This is a genomic window from Cytobacillus sp. FSL R5-0377 (assembly GCF_038004385.1).
Classification (GTDB): Bacteria; Bacillota; Bacilli; order Bacillales; family Cytobacillaceae; genus Cytobacillus.
Window position 1 is genome coordinate 3,877,874 of record NZ_JBBORA010000001.1, and the last position, 13,949, is coordinate 3,891,822.

Below are 13,949 nucleotides of genomic sequence, written 5' to 3' on the forward strand. Positions count from 1 at the left end.
AATCTGAGTGGTTACATTAAGCAGCAATTTATTATACACAGCATTTATCCTCTATTTAATTGCTACTGTTTTTTTTGCTGGCTCCATAAAGGATAAGAATAGAACGAGAAAAGGGCCAAACAGATGGGCGGCAATTGGGTTATGGATCTCGATTATCGGGTTTGCTGCGCAGCTCGGCTACTTTATTACCAGGTGGATTGCAGCCGGACATGCGCCTGTAAGCAACCTTTTCGAATTTACAACATTCTTTGGGATGTCGCTTGTTGGTGCTTTTATAGTGATTTACTTAATTTATAATACACCTATTTTAGGAGTTTTTACGCTTCCCGTTGCGGTACTGATGATTGCTTATGCAAGTATGTTTCCGCGGGAAGTTTCACCGCTGATCCCCGCACTGCAGAGTGATTGGCTTCATATTCACGTTACAACTGCTGCGGTTGGGCAGGCTATTTTGGCTGTAAGCTTCGCTGCCGGATTAATTTATTTAGTAAAGTCAGTAGATCAAACTAAGCAAAGCAAACAGAGATTCTGGCTGGAAGCCGTTATGTTTGGCCTGGTTTGTACACTTGGATTTATTATTATAAGCACAAGCTTCTCAGCAGCAGGCTACAAGGCGGAATTTAACTGGATTGATAAAAATGGCCAGGAGGATGTCCTGGAATATCATATGCCTGCCTTAACAGGTCCTCACGAGGGACAGCTGATTACAGAAGGTAAATTTGAACCGCTTGCGGAAATGCCTGCAATTATTAATGCAAAAAAATTAAATACCGTTATATGGTCTCTTGCATCAGGTGTCATTCTATATCTTATTTTAAGATTGATTCTCCGCAAAAGGGTTGGAGCTGCACTTCAGCCTCTTGCCAAAAATATTAATCTTGATCTGGTTGACGAGATCGCATACCGTTCAGTACTAATCGGATTTCCTGTCTTTACACTTGGAGCTTTGATTTTTGCCATGATATGGGCACAGATCGCCTGGACCCGTTTTTGGGGATGGGATCCAAAGGAAGTATGGGCGCTCATTACCTTCCTATTTTATGCTGCCTACCTGCACCTTCGCCTTTCAAAGGGCTGGCATGGCGAAAAATCTGCATGGCTTGCTGTAATCGGATTTATCATTATCATGTTTAATCTGGTTGCGGTAAACCTGGTCATTGCCGGATTGCACTCCTACGCGGGATCATAATTGGAAAAGCGGAAGCTGCCTTGCGCACATTGGAACCGCAGCCTAAGAACACTGCGTCCTGTGGAAACGGCATATGTCCCGGGCTCCCAAGAGCATAACTGAGTATGCTTGCTCCTAGATGGGTTAGGCGCTGAAGCCGGACAATACTCGAAATTCAAAGATAATCATTCTGATATTAATTATACAAGCCTTCACTTCACAATAGTGAAGGCTTTAATTAAAGATTTTTATTGAACGTTAGGGGGACTTGAACATGGAAAACCGAGTGAAAATACTGCTAGTGGATGATGAAGAAAGAATCCGCCGTTTATTGAAAATGTACCTTGAGCGTGAAAATTATTCTATTGATGAAGCCGAGAATGGAAACCAGGCTTTGTCTAAAGCATTGGCAAATGATTACGATGTAATTCTGTTGGATTTAATGATGCCCGGGAAAGACGGAATTGAAGTCTGCAGAGAACTGAGAGAGAAAAAAGCTACCCCTGTGATCATGCTTACAGCTAAAGGGGAAGAAGTTAACCGCGTGCAGGGTTTTGAAGTCGGCACTGATGATTATATCGTGAAGCCATTCAGCCCAAGGGAAGTTGTGCTGCGCGTGAAGGCATTATTGCGCAGATCTTCGAAAACTACTTACCTTCAGACAGAAACAACCGCAAAAGATGTTATTGTATTTCCTCATTTAACGATCGATAATGATGCTCACAAAGTATTGGCCGATGGAAAAGAAGTCAGTTTGACGCCGAAGGAATATGAACTTCTATATTTCCTTGCAAAGGCACCGGATAAGGTATTTGACAGAGAGCAACTCCTTAAAGAAGTTTGGCATTATGAATTTTTTGGAGATTTGAGAACTGTTGATACTCATGTAAAGCGCTTGCGTGAAAAACTAAATAAAGTTTCAGAGCAGGCAGCCAGAATGATTGTGACCGTCTGGGGAGTGGGCTACAAGTTCGAGGTTGTTAATGAATGATGCTCTTTAGGAGTGTTGCCGGCAAGCTCTGGGGAACAATTCTTTTATTAGTTTCTTTTGTTCTGCTGATTTTAACAGTCATGCTGCTGGAGTTTTTTGAAAATTACCATATAAATGAAACAGAAAAAGGATTATCGAATATTGCCCATAAAATAACCAGAATTTTAAATGAACATAATCGTGAAGTCGGTTTGGAGATTTCCTGGGAGCTTGTGGATGATGTTACAAAAGTAGTCATTATTAATTCACAGGAAGAGTACTACTATTCTCCAAACCATACAGATTCATTAAAGCTGCCCATTTCCTATCTCACCGAGGAAGCTGATTTAAAAGAAGTTCTTACGGAAAATAAGACAGTAAAAAAAGTAACATCTGTAAATCCAGAGTATGCAGACGTACCAGCAGATGACGACAGCAAAATTCTTATCATTGGAGTTCCGCTTAAAGGAGAGGGCAGCAATGGAGCTGTTTTTATTTATCAGTCCATCGAGGTAATGCATGAAACATTGCGCTCAACGACAAAGTTCATTTTGCTTGCAGCGGGAGTTGCCATCATTTTAACAACCATCTTTGCTTTTTTCTTATCGACAAGAATCAATGCTCCGCTAAGAAAAATGAAAGAAGCTGCCTTTGAGGTAGCAAGAGGCAAATTTGATACAAAAGTTCCGATTCTGACTAATGATGAGGTTGGCGAATTAGCCATGGCTTTTAACCAAATGGGCAGGCAGCTGAAATTTAATATGAATGCTTTAAGCCAGGAAAAAGAGCAGCTGGCAAGCATTTTAAGCGGAATGGCCGATGGGGTAATCACCTTCAACCGGGATGGAACAATCCTGATCACCAATCCTCCGGCAGAGCGGTTTTTGCAAAGCTGGTTTTATGAGCTGGATGACATCGAGAATAATACGGAGGAAGTCCCATCCAAAGTAATGGAACTCTTTCAGCTTGCTGTTAATACCGAGAAGGAACAGATTGGTGAAATCTCTATTCAGGGACGTTCATGGGTGATAATAGTCAGTCCTCTTTATAATAATAAATATATTAGGGGAGCAGTTGCGGTTATTAGGGATATGACGGAGGAGCGTAAGCTTGATAAGCTCCGCAACGATTTTATAGCAAATGTTTCACATGAATTAAGGACGCCAATTTCCATGATGCAGGGGTATAGTGAAGCGATCGTAGATGATATTGCCGGAACAGATGAAGAGAAAAAAGAGATGGCGAGTGTTATTTACGATGAATCACTGAGAATGGGCCGGCTTGTGAATGAATTGCTCGATCTTGCCAGAATGGAAGCTGGTCATATCCAGCTGACAATGGAAAAAACTGATGTAAATTCCTTTCTCCAAAGGATTACGAGGAAATTCCAGGGTCTCGCGAAAGAGAAGGAAATTATCCTTGAACATGATTTGCAAAGCAAACGTTTAACTATTCAAATTGATCCGGACAGAATAGAACAGGTTATGACTAATCTGATTGATAATGCCATCCGGCATACCCCTCCTAACGGAGAGGTTATAGTTATCGAACGGAGTGATGAACGGGGACTGTATATCGAAGTGAAAGATTCTGGCTCTGGGATTCCTGAAGAGGACCTGCCGTTTGTATTTGAACGTTTTTACAAAGCGGACAAAGCAAGAACAAGGGGCCGATCCGGAACTGGCCTTGGACTTGCGATTGCAAAAAATATTATTGAAGCTCATAAAGGTCATATTACTGTTCAAAGCAAAACAGGACATGGTACGACATTTTCAATCTTTATCCCTCGAAATGACGGAAAAAGCAGGGAAATGTGACGATTAGTCTTGATACACGGGAAACAGTAAATTATAGGCTGGGGAAGGAGATGCGAGGTATTTCCTTCCCCTTTTTTTGAACTATTATGAAAGAGCATTGGCAGGGCGTATTTAAAGGCAGGTGAGTTTTCCTCCACCCAAACAGGCTCTTGCGCTTTTCTGCAAAATAATAATATAGTTAAACTGTAACTTTTTTTAGAGAGAGAACGACTATTTATATTGAACGGGGAGGGGAATTCATGGACTCCGTTTTTGATGAACTTTATAAAAAATACCATCAGGACGTTTTTCAATTTCTTTTTTATATGGTCAAAAACAAGGAACTGGCTGAGGATCTAGTCCAGGAAGTCTATATAAGAGTATTAAAATCATATGAAAGATTTGAAGGGAAAAGCAGTGAAAAAACATGGCTCTTTTCAATTGCGCGGAATGTTGCCATTGATTCCTTTCGCAAGCAAAAGGGTTGGAAACAAAAGATCATGGAGAAATTTGACTGGTCAACTCAGCAGGTAAAGGATGAGCTCCCCCTGCCTGAAGAAATTGCTGTTCAGCGAGAAGAAATTCAGATGATCTATCGCTGTCTGGATTTATGCACCATTGACCAGAGGCTTGTCATTATAATGAGATATATACATGAGCTCACCATAACAGAAACAGCTGAATCACTTGGCTGGACTGAAAGTAAGGTGAAGACAACTCAGCACAGGGCGTTAAAGGTGCTGAAAAATCATATGGAACATCTTAGGGTAAAGGAGGGAATGGATAATGAAGGAATCAAAGTGGAGCGATGAGGAGCTTCAGGAATTGCTTAACCAGATGCCTAAAATTAAAGATACTCGGGACCCGAGAGAAATTTATCAAACTATAGAAATCAAGATGGGCAAACAAAAGAAAAGAACATGGATTCTGCCTGCTGCAGCAGGGGCCGCTGCCTTGCTCCTGCTATTCATTCTTGCCCCAAACCTTATGAATTGGCAGGAATCTGCTGATAAACAAGTCGAAATTCAATCAGAACAGACGCAATCATCTAAACAAATAACAACTGAAAATAACAGGATAACGGAAGCGAAAGACGAAGAGACAGAATCATCACCTCTTGCAAAGGAAGAAGATCAGCAAGAGGATCATTCGGAGCTTGCCGGTGATCCGGAAAAAGAATCAAGCGATGATAAAAGCATGAAGTCATTTTCATCCGAAGCAAGCCCTACTGCCGTTTATGAAGAGGACCTGGCTGGAAAGGAAGTACTGACCTATGCAATTCCGGATAAGGAGGCTCAAAATATAGTACCTGTCAGCGTTCTGGTAGATGATGACCCGGACAGGACGAAATTTGACTTGTTTGAAGACACAATGAGCAAACTTACCGAAGAGGCATGGGGTTTATATGATTACTATCCATTAAAAGCAAATTTAAGCTATGACCAGGGAAATAGGATGCTGACAGTTGATGTGCCTGCTGATCATCCATATAGCAAGTCTTCTGCTGCAGAATATCTATTAGAGAATGTCTTGTCCGATATTATGAAGAATTTGGAGATAAAAAAGATTAACCTCAGAACGGAAGGGAAAGCCGGCATAGAGTTTAGCCATTTTGGAAATAGAGAGGAATTTATCCCGGAAAACAGCAATGGTAACTTAATATATTATTTCTTATATCCCAATGGTGCGGAATCAACGCCATTTCTGGTTCCGTTTAAAGAAGAGCTCGATTCGGTGAAAGAAGCTCTGAATGCCATGAAAAAAAATAGGTCTGAAAATAATTTACAGGCATCCATACCGGATAATATTGATTTTGAAATTGAAGAAATTAAGGATGGCAAACTCATAATTCGTTTTAATAATGAATCAGAAATAATCGATAATGAACCAACACTTCATGCCATCGAAGCAATTCTTCTTACTGCAAAAGACTTTGATTTTGAGACAGTCAAATTGGAAAATGCTGATGTTGATAAAATTGGCAAGTTTGATCTGACTCAGGAATTGAAGGTACCGGTAGCAGCTAATAAACGAGATTTGCCAAATTAAAAGACGGCCCAATGTGGCCGTCTTTTCCATTGTTTATTTTCGCAGGGGATTTGTTGGAGGGTACGATATATTCGAAAATGCGTTGCATTTCTTCTAGTGTTATGCAAGGAACTCATAATATTGCCTGAAGCGGGGCAGCAGAGACCTCTCAGCAGCGTCTTTGAGGCCACGCCATTTCCCCCGCACTTCACTGAGCAGCCTTGGGAGGGAATAAGCGGTCAGCATTAATATGCGAAAACTATCAATTATAAGGCAAGGGCTTTTCTATCTTAGAAAAATTCCTATTTTATGCATAAAAACCATGCTGCTGGATGAATACTAATCACTGTGCTTTTAAGAGCTTTATTGTTAATTGTTCTAAAAGAGTACAAGCTGTCATAGGGTGAAAGTGGGTGCGGGGAAAACACTCGTACAGATATTTCAGCTGACATCATAGGAGGAAAAGAATGAAGGATTACATAAGGCGTTTCTTTATCGCAGGGATAATGGCTCTTTGTGTGAGTCTGCTATTTCTGGGAGGGAAGCAATCTAAAGCTGCTGAGCCAGAGATCTCTGAGTTGACAGAGCATTGGGTGTGGCCGGCAGACGGGGTAATTACTGACACGTATGGGACAAGGAATGGTCAGCATAAAGGCATTGATATTGCTGGAGGTTCTGGATCTCCGGTTTATGCTGCTGACGCTGGAATTGTGTCAAGATCGTATTACTCTCAAACATACGGTAATGTGATATTTATTAAACATAACAACCAAACTGAGACAGTATATGCCCATCTGGATAAACGATTATCTGCTGAGGGTGAAAAAGTTGCGCTCGGACAAAAAATCGGAATGATGGGAAGCACAGGTGACTCTTCGGGAGTCCATCTTCATTTTGAAGTACATTCGCAGGGATGGACAGCTGATAAAATAAATGCAGTTGATCCCTCTTTGGCATTTGGAATGGGGGAAGTTGGACAAGCTGTAAATGCAGCGGTAAGAAATGAAAGCGCACATGAAGTTTCAGCACGTCCGTCTAATTTTCATTCGGGGCAAATCACAAAGGATTCCGCGGAAACCTACCATATAGTTAAAACCGGCGAAACATTATGGACCATTGCTGCTCACTATAATTTGCAGACGGGAGATATTGCTGCTTTAAATAATATTAATCCAGATCAAATTTTTACAGGTCAAAAGCTATTAATTAAACCCGGAAAACTTGGCAAATACACGGTTAAAGAAGGAGATACTTTATCTTCTATAGCGAAAGTGCATAAAACAACTGCAGAAGCTATTAAAGAGTTGAATAATGCAGAATCAGATGTTATTAAAATTGGACAAATTCTAATCATTCACAAAAAATAGAAAGAAATGATTGAAGTGCTTTACTCCCTTAAAGTATAATGGTTAAAAAACCGGGGGAGATAGAGAAATGCTTACAGACTATCACAATCATCTTGAAAATGGCACGTTAAGCCTGGATTACTTAAAAAAATTTACAGATGCTGCATCCCAAAAGGGGATTGAATCTTTTGGGATTTCAGAGCATGCCTATCATTTCTATCAGACAGCAGACATTCTGCAAAATCCATGGGTAAACGAGAGACGCTATTATGATATGAAAGACTATGTGAGTGTTTTTCAAGAAGCATGGAGTAATAATATTGACGTTAAAATGTCAATTGAAATGGATTACACGCCGGGTAAGCATGATGAAATGGCGAAATTTATTAACAGCTACTCATTTGATTATGTGATTGGTTCCATCCATTGGGTTGGGGATTTCGGCATAGATCTTGCCGAGTTCAGAAAAGAATGGGATAAACGGGATCTGTATGATGTATATCGGAAGTATTTTGATCAAGTGGTCACATTGGCCGAATCAAACCTATTCGATATTATAGGCCATTTAGACCTAGTTAAAATCTTTAAATATGTGCCTCAGGACGAAGAGTTTTTACTGGAGCAGTACGATCGTGCAGCAAATGCACTGGCAGAATCCAAGACATGTGTAGAGATCAGCACAGCCGGCCTGCGAAAGCCAGTCGGTGAACTATACCCGGACAAGCGGCTCCTGCAGAGATGCTATGAGAAAAATATTCCGATTGTACTTTCATCAGATGCACACTTTCCTGAACATGTTGGTGCGGATTTTGATCAGGCAATTGCTCTTGCAAAAGAAGTGGGTTATAAGTCCATCATGACATTTTCAAAAGGGGAAAGAAAGGAATATCCGCTTGGATAATACAAAAAGGGTGGCAAATTGCCGCCTTTTTTATTATCAATAAAATTCGTTTAGACAAACACAGGTAAACATATCCCTTCACAGAATAACTTTTTTTCAGTATAATTAATTTGTATAAACAAATACGGTCTATCTTCGGGGCAGGGTGAAATTCCCGACCGGCGGTGATGGGTCAGTTTTGACTCTAAGCCCGCGAGCCTGAGAGAAGTGTTTTTAGTAAAAGCACTTTCCATTAAATTGGGCAGGATTTGGTGAGATTCCAAAGCCGACAGTACAGTCTGGATGGGAGAAGATGGAGGTTCTGCAGACGTTCAAAAAGTGCAGGTTTTGAACGTTATTAAGCGTGCCTTTGCAATTCTCCCTCAAGTTATGTTAACTTGAGGGTTATTTAATGCGAAGATATTAGCTTAGCTGAACCTTTCTTCTTTAGGAGAGATAGTCCTAAAAAGGAGAGAGGAACTTGAAAAAACTTAATATCAAATCAATGGTTGCCATCGGAATGCTAAGCAGCATCTCTTACGTATTAATGCTGCTCAATTTTCCAATCCCGCCGTTTCCGCAATTTTTAATGATTGACTTCAGCGATATTCCTGCATTAATCGCAGCGTTGATCTTTGGCCCGGCGGCAGGAATATTAGTAGAACTTATTAAAAATATTCTTGATTACTTCATGACAGGGAGTGCAACAGGTGTACCTGTTGGACATATTGCAAACTTTGCAGCAGGCATTTTGTTCGTCTTGCCTACTTATTATGTATACAGCAAGCTGAAGACAAAAAAAGGCATGACGTTTGGGCTTGTAATCGGCACCATGGTAATGGCTGTCATTATGAGTGTGCTTAATTATCTTGTCATATTGCCAGCATATACATTCTTTCTGAATTTCCCGGCAATGTCAGCGCCTGAAATGAGAACCATGATTGTGACAGGGATACTGCCATTTAATATTTTAAAGGGATTTATCATTTCAATGGTGTTTATGCTTATTTTTACACGCATGAGAACTTGGGTAGAAAAACAGGCTGTAATAAATAGCGCAGCATGATGAATATATAAATGAAAGCAGCGGAAAATGTTCCGCTGCTTTTTCCATTTGAGTAAAAAGTATCATAGAAAAACTCCCTTTCAAGTTGAAAGGGAGCAGTAGCTTAACAAAAATAAGAGTATGGTTGAAGGATTATTCGTATTTAAGCGGATCGCCATCAAAAGCGTCATCAGCAACTTTAATTGAATCGGTTGGACAGCCTTCGAATGCATCCATCATATCGTCAATTAAAACATCCGGAATCTCAACGATACCCTGGTTATCATCAAGGGTTACAAATGCGATGCCTTCATCATCATAATCATAAATGTCCGGTGCCGCTGCGCCGCAAGCTCCACATGCAATGCATGTTTCTTTGTCAACAATTGTATACTTTGCCATGAAAAAACCTCCCAAGAATTAAACAATTAATCTTCCATCAAGATGATGGTAACACATTCCTCACATCCTATTGTAAAACTGTATGTTCAACTTTTCAATAGAAAATGTATTGAGAATGCTTATCAGATAAGGGTTTAGGCATAATTTACCCTGTGATAAATAATTAAAACGGCCTGCCGATTTTTTTCATGATAAAATAGAAGGAAGAAAATCAAGGTAATGAAACAATAAAAAAATCTTAAGCCGTAAGGTGAAAATAATGCATAGATCTTATTTGAAATCTGTAATAATGTACTGTGTTAATGAGTTGCAGGGACAAAGAACTCTATATTCCATTTTACATTTGCTAAATGGAAAAAAGTCTTCCCAAACCATCCAGGATGCTCATTTATTCCAACTTACCCCGCTTTTTCGTTCATTTGAACATTTAAGCAGGGAGGTACTGGAAAAACTTGCAGAGGAAATCATAAGCAGCGGCTGGATGACTGCCATTACTGAAAAGCATTATACTTTGACTGAAAAAGGGAAGAAAGAGCTGGAAAGATCACTTATAGAATGTCCAATTCCTTCATCATTAAACGGATGGCTGTATCATAGTACAGGTGAACTGTTTTGGGAGAGGATTACGCTTCTAATTCAGGTTATCTCACAGTTAAATAATAACAATGTAAAATACCTGCCTATCCAAAGAAAACGAGGTGTTCATGAATGGCTGAAAGACTTTCTGAGGACATCCGGATTTGACCGTGATACAGTTGGGGGAATGCTGTACAGGGAGCTTGTCCAATGCCTTGAAGAGCTGAAAGATATTAATCCTGCTGTCCTGACATTGAGGCTTACAGGCTATAGCCGTATTGGACTCACAGCTGTTCAGGCTTCAGAGCAGCTCGGAATCAAACAGGATTATTACCACCATCAGTTCCTTGGAGCTATTCATCATATACTGGAAAGCGCAAGGGAAAATTCTGCTGAATATCCGCTTATCGATAAAATCGTGAGCGGTGCAGGAAATGCAGTACAGCTAACATTGTCAGCCCAAAAAACGTATTCACTGTTAAAACAGGGACAGGACTTAGCTGAAATCGCGAAAATAAGAAGGTTGAAAAAAAGTACGATTGAGGATCATGTTGTGGAAATAGCTTTAAACGACAGCTCCTTTAATATCACTCGTTATGTCTCGGAGGAAAAACAGAAACTGATCCTTCATGCGGCCAACAGTGCAGATTCCTTGCAATTAAAACAAATACGTCAAATAGTGCCTGAATCCGATTATTTTGAAATCAGATTAGTAATGGCAAAGCTTGGAGAGGGACAATGAGATTGGAAGTACTATTGCAAAGCAAGTTTGGATATCCTGCCTTCAGACCTGGACAAAAGGAAATCATTGAATCCGTGCTAGCAGGCCGAAATACGATTGCCATGCTGCCTACAGGTACAGGTAAATCGCTTTGTTATCAGCTGCCGGGGTATATGATTGAAGGCCAGGTGATTATTATCTCTCCTTTGCTGTCCCTTATGCAGGATCAGGCTGAACAGCTTATGTTGAATGGGGAAAAAAGGGTGATAGCATTCAATTCATTTTTATCCCGCTCAGAAAAAAGACAGGCATTGAATAATCTGGATCAGTATAAGTTTATCTTTATTTCACCCGAAATGCTTTATTATGAACCAGTACTATCTCAGCTGGAAAAATTGCGCATCGCTTTATTTGTAATAGATGAGGCTCATTGCATCTCCCAATGGGGATATGATTTCAGGCCTGATTACCTAAAGCTTGGAGAAGTGAGGCAAAAGATAGGGAACCCGGTTACACTCGCTTTAACTGCCACAGCTACCCGTGAGGTAAAAGCAGATATAAAGAAGTCACTTGGCATACTGGACTGCAGCGAATTTATTTACTCCGTTGATCGTCCTAATATAGCATTAAGTGTAGAAAAGACAGAAAACTACCGTGTAAAAACAGAAAGGCTTATAGAGCTTGCTGAGACCCTAAAGGGTCCTGGAATTATCTATTTTTCCAGCAAAAAAATGGCTGAACAAATAGCCGATCTGCTGAGGGAAAAAGGAGCTAAACGAGTAATGTCTTATCATGGCGGGATGGACCAGGAAAGCCGCATCCTAGTACAGCAGCAGTTTATCCACGGACAGCTGGATCTTATTTGCGCAACCAGCGCCTTTGGCATGGGAATAAATAAAGATAATATCCGGTATGTGATACACTTTCATATGCCTCTTCAGATTGAATCTTATTTGCAGGAAATTGGACGGGCAGGGAGAGATGGAAAGCAAAGTATAGCTATTATGCTCTATGCACCCGGTGATGAGCAGCTTCCCATACAGATTGCCGAAAATGAATTTCCTGACAAGTCTCAAATTGATTGGATCAGTTACTGGCTGGAAGAAAACCCGGATGCGATCATAAATATCAGTGCTCATGAAGAGCAAATTAAGCAGCGTTCCGGGTTAACAGATATTCAGTGGAGAATATTTAATGATTTTTTTGAACGGAAACACAAATCTGGATTGAGTTATAAAAGGATCCTGCAGGAAATGAAAGAATACTGCGAAGGCAGAATCAAATTGAAAAGAAATAGCATAGAGGAAGTTTACAGGTGGGTACATAGCAGAAATTGCCGGAGAGAGAATATACTTTCCTGCTTTGATGAGGAAAAAAATACTTCAGTTCAATTCTGCTGTGATATATGCGGACTGCAAATTGAAAATTTCATAAGAAACACAAAATCAGATAATCAGGGCAGCACGCTTTATGATTGGAAAAATCATTTAGAATACCTTCTGATTCCAGGTGAGTGACCAAAATGAAGAAAAGATATGAGGACATCATTAAGGAATTGACAGACAGGGAACTACTATTTCATCTCTATCTTACTCAGGCGCTTATTTTAGCTATTACATTTATCCTGAGTATTATATTGTTTAACAGCTTTAAGGAATTCCAGGCTCTTTTTGTACTCAATGATTGGAATATTCTCGTCATTGGTGCAGCTGCGGGGTTGGCTGTTGTGCTGATTGATATGATCTTGATGAAGGTCCTCCCTGATGAATTGTATGATGACGGTGGGTTAAATAAGAAAATCTTTCAAAATCGCCACTATCTTCATATCGCATTTATTGCAGCAGTGGTGGCTATTAGTGAAGAACTTCTGTTCAGGGGTGTCATACAGACCCATTTCGGACTTGCTGTCTCAAGTCTTATTTTCGCGCTTGTTCATTATCGTTATTTTTTTAGTTGGTTTTTGTTTGTAAATATTATTACATTAAGCTTTTTAATAGGTTATATTTATCATATAACCAATAATTTGCTTGTTACGATTGTTATGCATTTTCTGATTGACTTTCTTTTGGGTATTCTTATCAGAAAACAGTACCTGAAAAAATCCAGAGAGGATATGTCATGAACAATAGTTAACAGCAGCTTCAATTTATACTTCTTATGATTTTTTTTACAGGAAGGGATGAAACATGAATAAAGAAGACCCTTATAGAGATCAGGCTGAAAGACTTCGCAAGAAGATTGAAAGAAAACCGGAAATGGGAGACAGCAGACAAAAATCCGCTCTGCCGCCGCGGAGCCGTATACATCAGGAAAAAAGAAAAAAAAATAAATGGCGTGTTAAATACCCTGTTATTCGTCTGCTCGCTTTGTTTTTTATCATGCTCCCGATTACCATTTTCAGCATTTATCATTATGTAAGCAGTGATAAAAGCATCAATACCGGGTTAAATGCGGAATCAAAGGAAATTGGTACGGAAACTGTTGTTTTTGCCACGAATGATGAAGATAAAGGGACGACCATAGTCGTAAGGGAAGAGCAGGAAACTGAGAAGCCTGAAAAAGCTAAAGAGACACAAGAGAAAGAAGCAAAAAATAAAGAGACAAAAGAGAAGGAAGCAAAAGAGAAAGAAGCTGCCAGCGGCCATCAGGAAAAACAGACTCCCAAAAACCCTGATACAGAAGAAAAGGGTTCTAAACCCAATTCAGAAAAGCAGCCCCAGCATACAGCTCCAGAAAGTACAGATTCTACGAAACCAGCCGGGAAACAGGAAGAATTAAAAAAGGAAGGCAAGGTTGTCTACCATACGGTTAAACCGCAGGAAACAATCTTTCGAATTGCCATGACCTATTATAAATCCCAGTCCGGTATTGAAATTATAAAGCAAGCGAACAATTTGCCGTCAAATGAAATTCAAACAGGCCAGGTATTAAAAATCCCGCTTGACTAATAAAGAGTCTAAGTCTATCGGCCGCTTCTATCCCAGTCATAGAATAATGTACAAGCTCATACATTATAA

13 protein-coding genes and 1 riboswitch are annotated in these 13,949 nt (G+C 40.0%); of the genes, 12 read left to right on the forward strand and 1 reads right to left on the reverse strand.

The window, feature by feature from the left end; translation table 11 throughout:
* Positions 1-7 precede the first annotated feature (7 nt).
* The 8 genes from ccsB to NSQ49_RS19805 all read left to right on the forward strand — a co-directional run bounded on the left by ccsB (position 8) and on the right by NSQ49_RS19805 (position 9,254).
* A complete protein-coding gene (gene ccsB / locus NSQ49_RS19770) occupies positions 8-1,189 on the forward strand; it encodes a c-type cytochrome biogenesis protein CcsB (RefSeq protein ID WP_251284412.1) in 1,182 nt (393 codons plus the stop codon).
* Positions 1,190-1,442: 253 nt separating this feature from the next.
* Positions 1,443-2,159: a response regulator transcription factor gene (locus tag NSQ49_RS19775; RefSeq protein WP_159868593.1), complete on the forward strand. Its 717-nt coding sequence runs from the start codon at positions 1,443-1,445 to the stop codon at positions 2,157-2,159.
* The gene (locus tag NSQ49_RS19780; RefSeq protein WP_251284411.1) at positions 2,156-3,955 is read left to right on the forward strand and encodes an ATP-binding protein; all 1,800 of its coding nucleotides are present in this window, start codon (positions 2,156-2,158) and stop codon (positions 3,953-3,955) included. Before NSQ49_RS19775 ends, NSQ49_RS19780 begins: the two co-directional genes overlap by 4 nt.
* Before the next feature lie 239 nt (positions 3,956-4,194).
* Positions 4,195-4,746, forward strand: a complete 552-nt coding sequence (gene sigX / locus NSQ49_RS19785) for an RNA polymerase sigma factor SigX (protein WP_159868599.1) — start codon at positions 4,195-4,197, stop codon at positions 4,744-4,746.
* Entirely contained in the window at positions 4,721-5,983 is a 1,263-nt protein-coding gene (locus NSQ49_RS19790) for a GerMN domain-containing protein (RefSeq protein WP_251284410.1), read from the forward strand. The genes sigX and NSQ49_RS19790 overlap by 26 nt, the downstream gene beginning before the upstream one ends.
* Before the next feature lie 446 nt (positions 5,984-6,429).
* Positions 6,430-7,329: a LysM peptidoglycan-binding domain-containing protein gene (locus NSQ49_RS19795; protein ID WP_251284409.1), complete on the forward strand. Its 900-nt coding sequence runs from the start codon at positions 6,430-6,432 to the stop codon at positions 7,327-7,329.
* 67 nt (positions 7,330-7,396) lie between these two features.
* Positions 7,397-8,209: a histidinol-phosphatase gene (locus NSQ49_RS19800; RefSeq protein WP_159868607.1), complete on the forward strand. Its 813-nt coding sequence runs from the start codon at positions 7,397-7,399 to the stop codon at positions 8,207-8,209.
* Between the two features lie 127 nt (positions 8,210-8,336).
* A riboswitch (FMN riboswitch) is annotated at positions 8,337-8,507 on the forward strand.
* A gap of 162 nt (positions 8,508-8,669) precedes the next feature.
* A complete protein-coding gene (locus NSQ49_RS19805) occupies positions 8,670-9,254 on the forward strand; it encodes an ECF transporter S component (protein WP_159868610.1) in 585 nt (194 codons plus the stop codon).
* 132 nt (positions 9,255-9,386) lie between these two features.
* Here the strand turns inward: NSQ49_RS19805 and NSQ49_RS19810 are convergent, their stop codons facing one another.
* The gene (locus NSQ49_RS19810) at positions 9,387-9,635 is read right to left on the reverse strand and encodes a ferredoxin (RefSeq protein ID WP_026584182.1); all 249 of its coding nucleotides are present in this window, start codon (positions 9,633-9,635) and stop codon (positions 9,387-9,389) included.
* 259 nt (positions 9,636-9,894) lie between these two features.
* Here NSQ49_RS19810 and NSQ49_RS19815 point away from each other — a divergent pair, with 259 nt between their 5' ends.
* The 4 genes from NSQ49_RS19815 to NSQ49_RS19830 all read left to right on the forward strand — a co-directional run bounded on the left by NSQ49_RS19815 (position 9,895) and on the right by NSQ49_RS19830 (position 13,880).
* Positions 9,895-10,953, forward strand: a complete 1,059-nt coding sequence (locus NSQ49_RS19815) for a helix-turn-helix domain-containing protein (protein WP_159868613.1) — start codon at positions 9,895-9,897, stop codon at positions 10,951-10,953.
* Complete coding sequence (locus tag NSQ49_RS19820; RefSeq protein WP_251284407.1) at positions 10,950-12,449, forward strand: RecQ family ATP-dependent DNA helicase; 1,500 nt, start codon at positions 10,950-10,952, stop codon at positions 12,447-12,449. Before NSQ49_RS19815 ends, NSQ49_RS19820 begins: the two co-directional genes overlap by 4 nt.
* A gap of 5 nt (positions 12,450-12,454) precedes the next feature.
* Positions 12,455-13,054, forward strand: coding sequence for a CPBP family intramembrane glutamic endopeptidase (locus tag NSQ49_RS19825; RefSeq protein WP_159868619.1), 600 nt, complete (start codon positions 12,455-12,457; stop codon positions 13,052-13,054).
* 64 nt (positions 13,055-13,118) lie between these two features.
* Positions 13,119-13,880 (forward strand): LysM peptidoglycan-binding domain-containing protein, encoded by a 762-nt coding sequence (locus NSQ49_RS19830; protein WP_159868622.1) that lies wholly within the window; start codon positions 13,119-13,121, stop codon positions 13,878-13,880.
* The last annotated feature ends 69 nt before the right edge of the window (positions 13,881-13,949 follow it).

Coding starts and splice junctions, on each gene's coding strand:
- NSQ49_RS19815 (WP_159868613.1), top strand. CDS start 9,895: ATGCATAGATCTTATTTGAAATCTGTAATAATGTACTGTGTTAATGAG.
- NSQ49_RS19775 (WP_159868593.1), top strand. CDS start 1,443: ATGGAAAACCGAGTGAAAATACTGCTAGTGGATGATGAAGAAAGAATC.
- NSQ49_RS19820 (WP_251284407.1), top strand. CDS start 10,950: ATGAGATTGGAAGTACTATTGCAAAGCAAGTTTGGATATCCTGCCTTC.
- NSQ49_RS19780 (WP_251284411.1), top strand. CDS start 2,156: ATGATGCTCTTTAGGAGTGTTGCCGGCAAGCTCTGGGGAACAATTCTT.
- NSQ49_RS19800 (WP_159868607.1), top strand. CDS start 7,397: ATGCTTACAGACTATCACAATCATCTTGAAAATGGCACGTTAAGCCTG.
- NSQ49_RS19795 (WP_251284409.1), top strand. CDS start 6,430: ATGAAGGATTACATAAGGCGTTTCTTTATCGCAGGGATAATGGCTCTT.
- NSQ49_RS19790 (WP_251284410.1), top strand. CDS start 4,721: ATGAAGGAATCAAAGTGGAGCGATGAGGAGCTTCAGGAATTGCTTAAC.
- NSQ49_RS19825 (WP_159868619.1), top strand. CDS start 12,455: ATGAAGAAAAGATATGAGGACATCATTAAGGAATTGACAGACAGGGAA.
- NSQ49_RS19830 (WP_159868622.1), top strand. CDS start 13,119: ATGAATAAAGAAGACCCTTATAGAGATCAGGCTGAAAGACTTCGCAAG.
- sigX (WP_159868599.1), top strand. CDS start 4,195: ATGGACTCCGTTTTTGATGAACTTTATAAAAAATACCATCAGGACGTT.
- NSQ49_RS19810 (WP_026584182.1), bottom strand. CDS start 9,635: ATGGCAAAGTATACAATTGTTGACAAAGAAACATGCATTGCATGTGGA.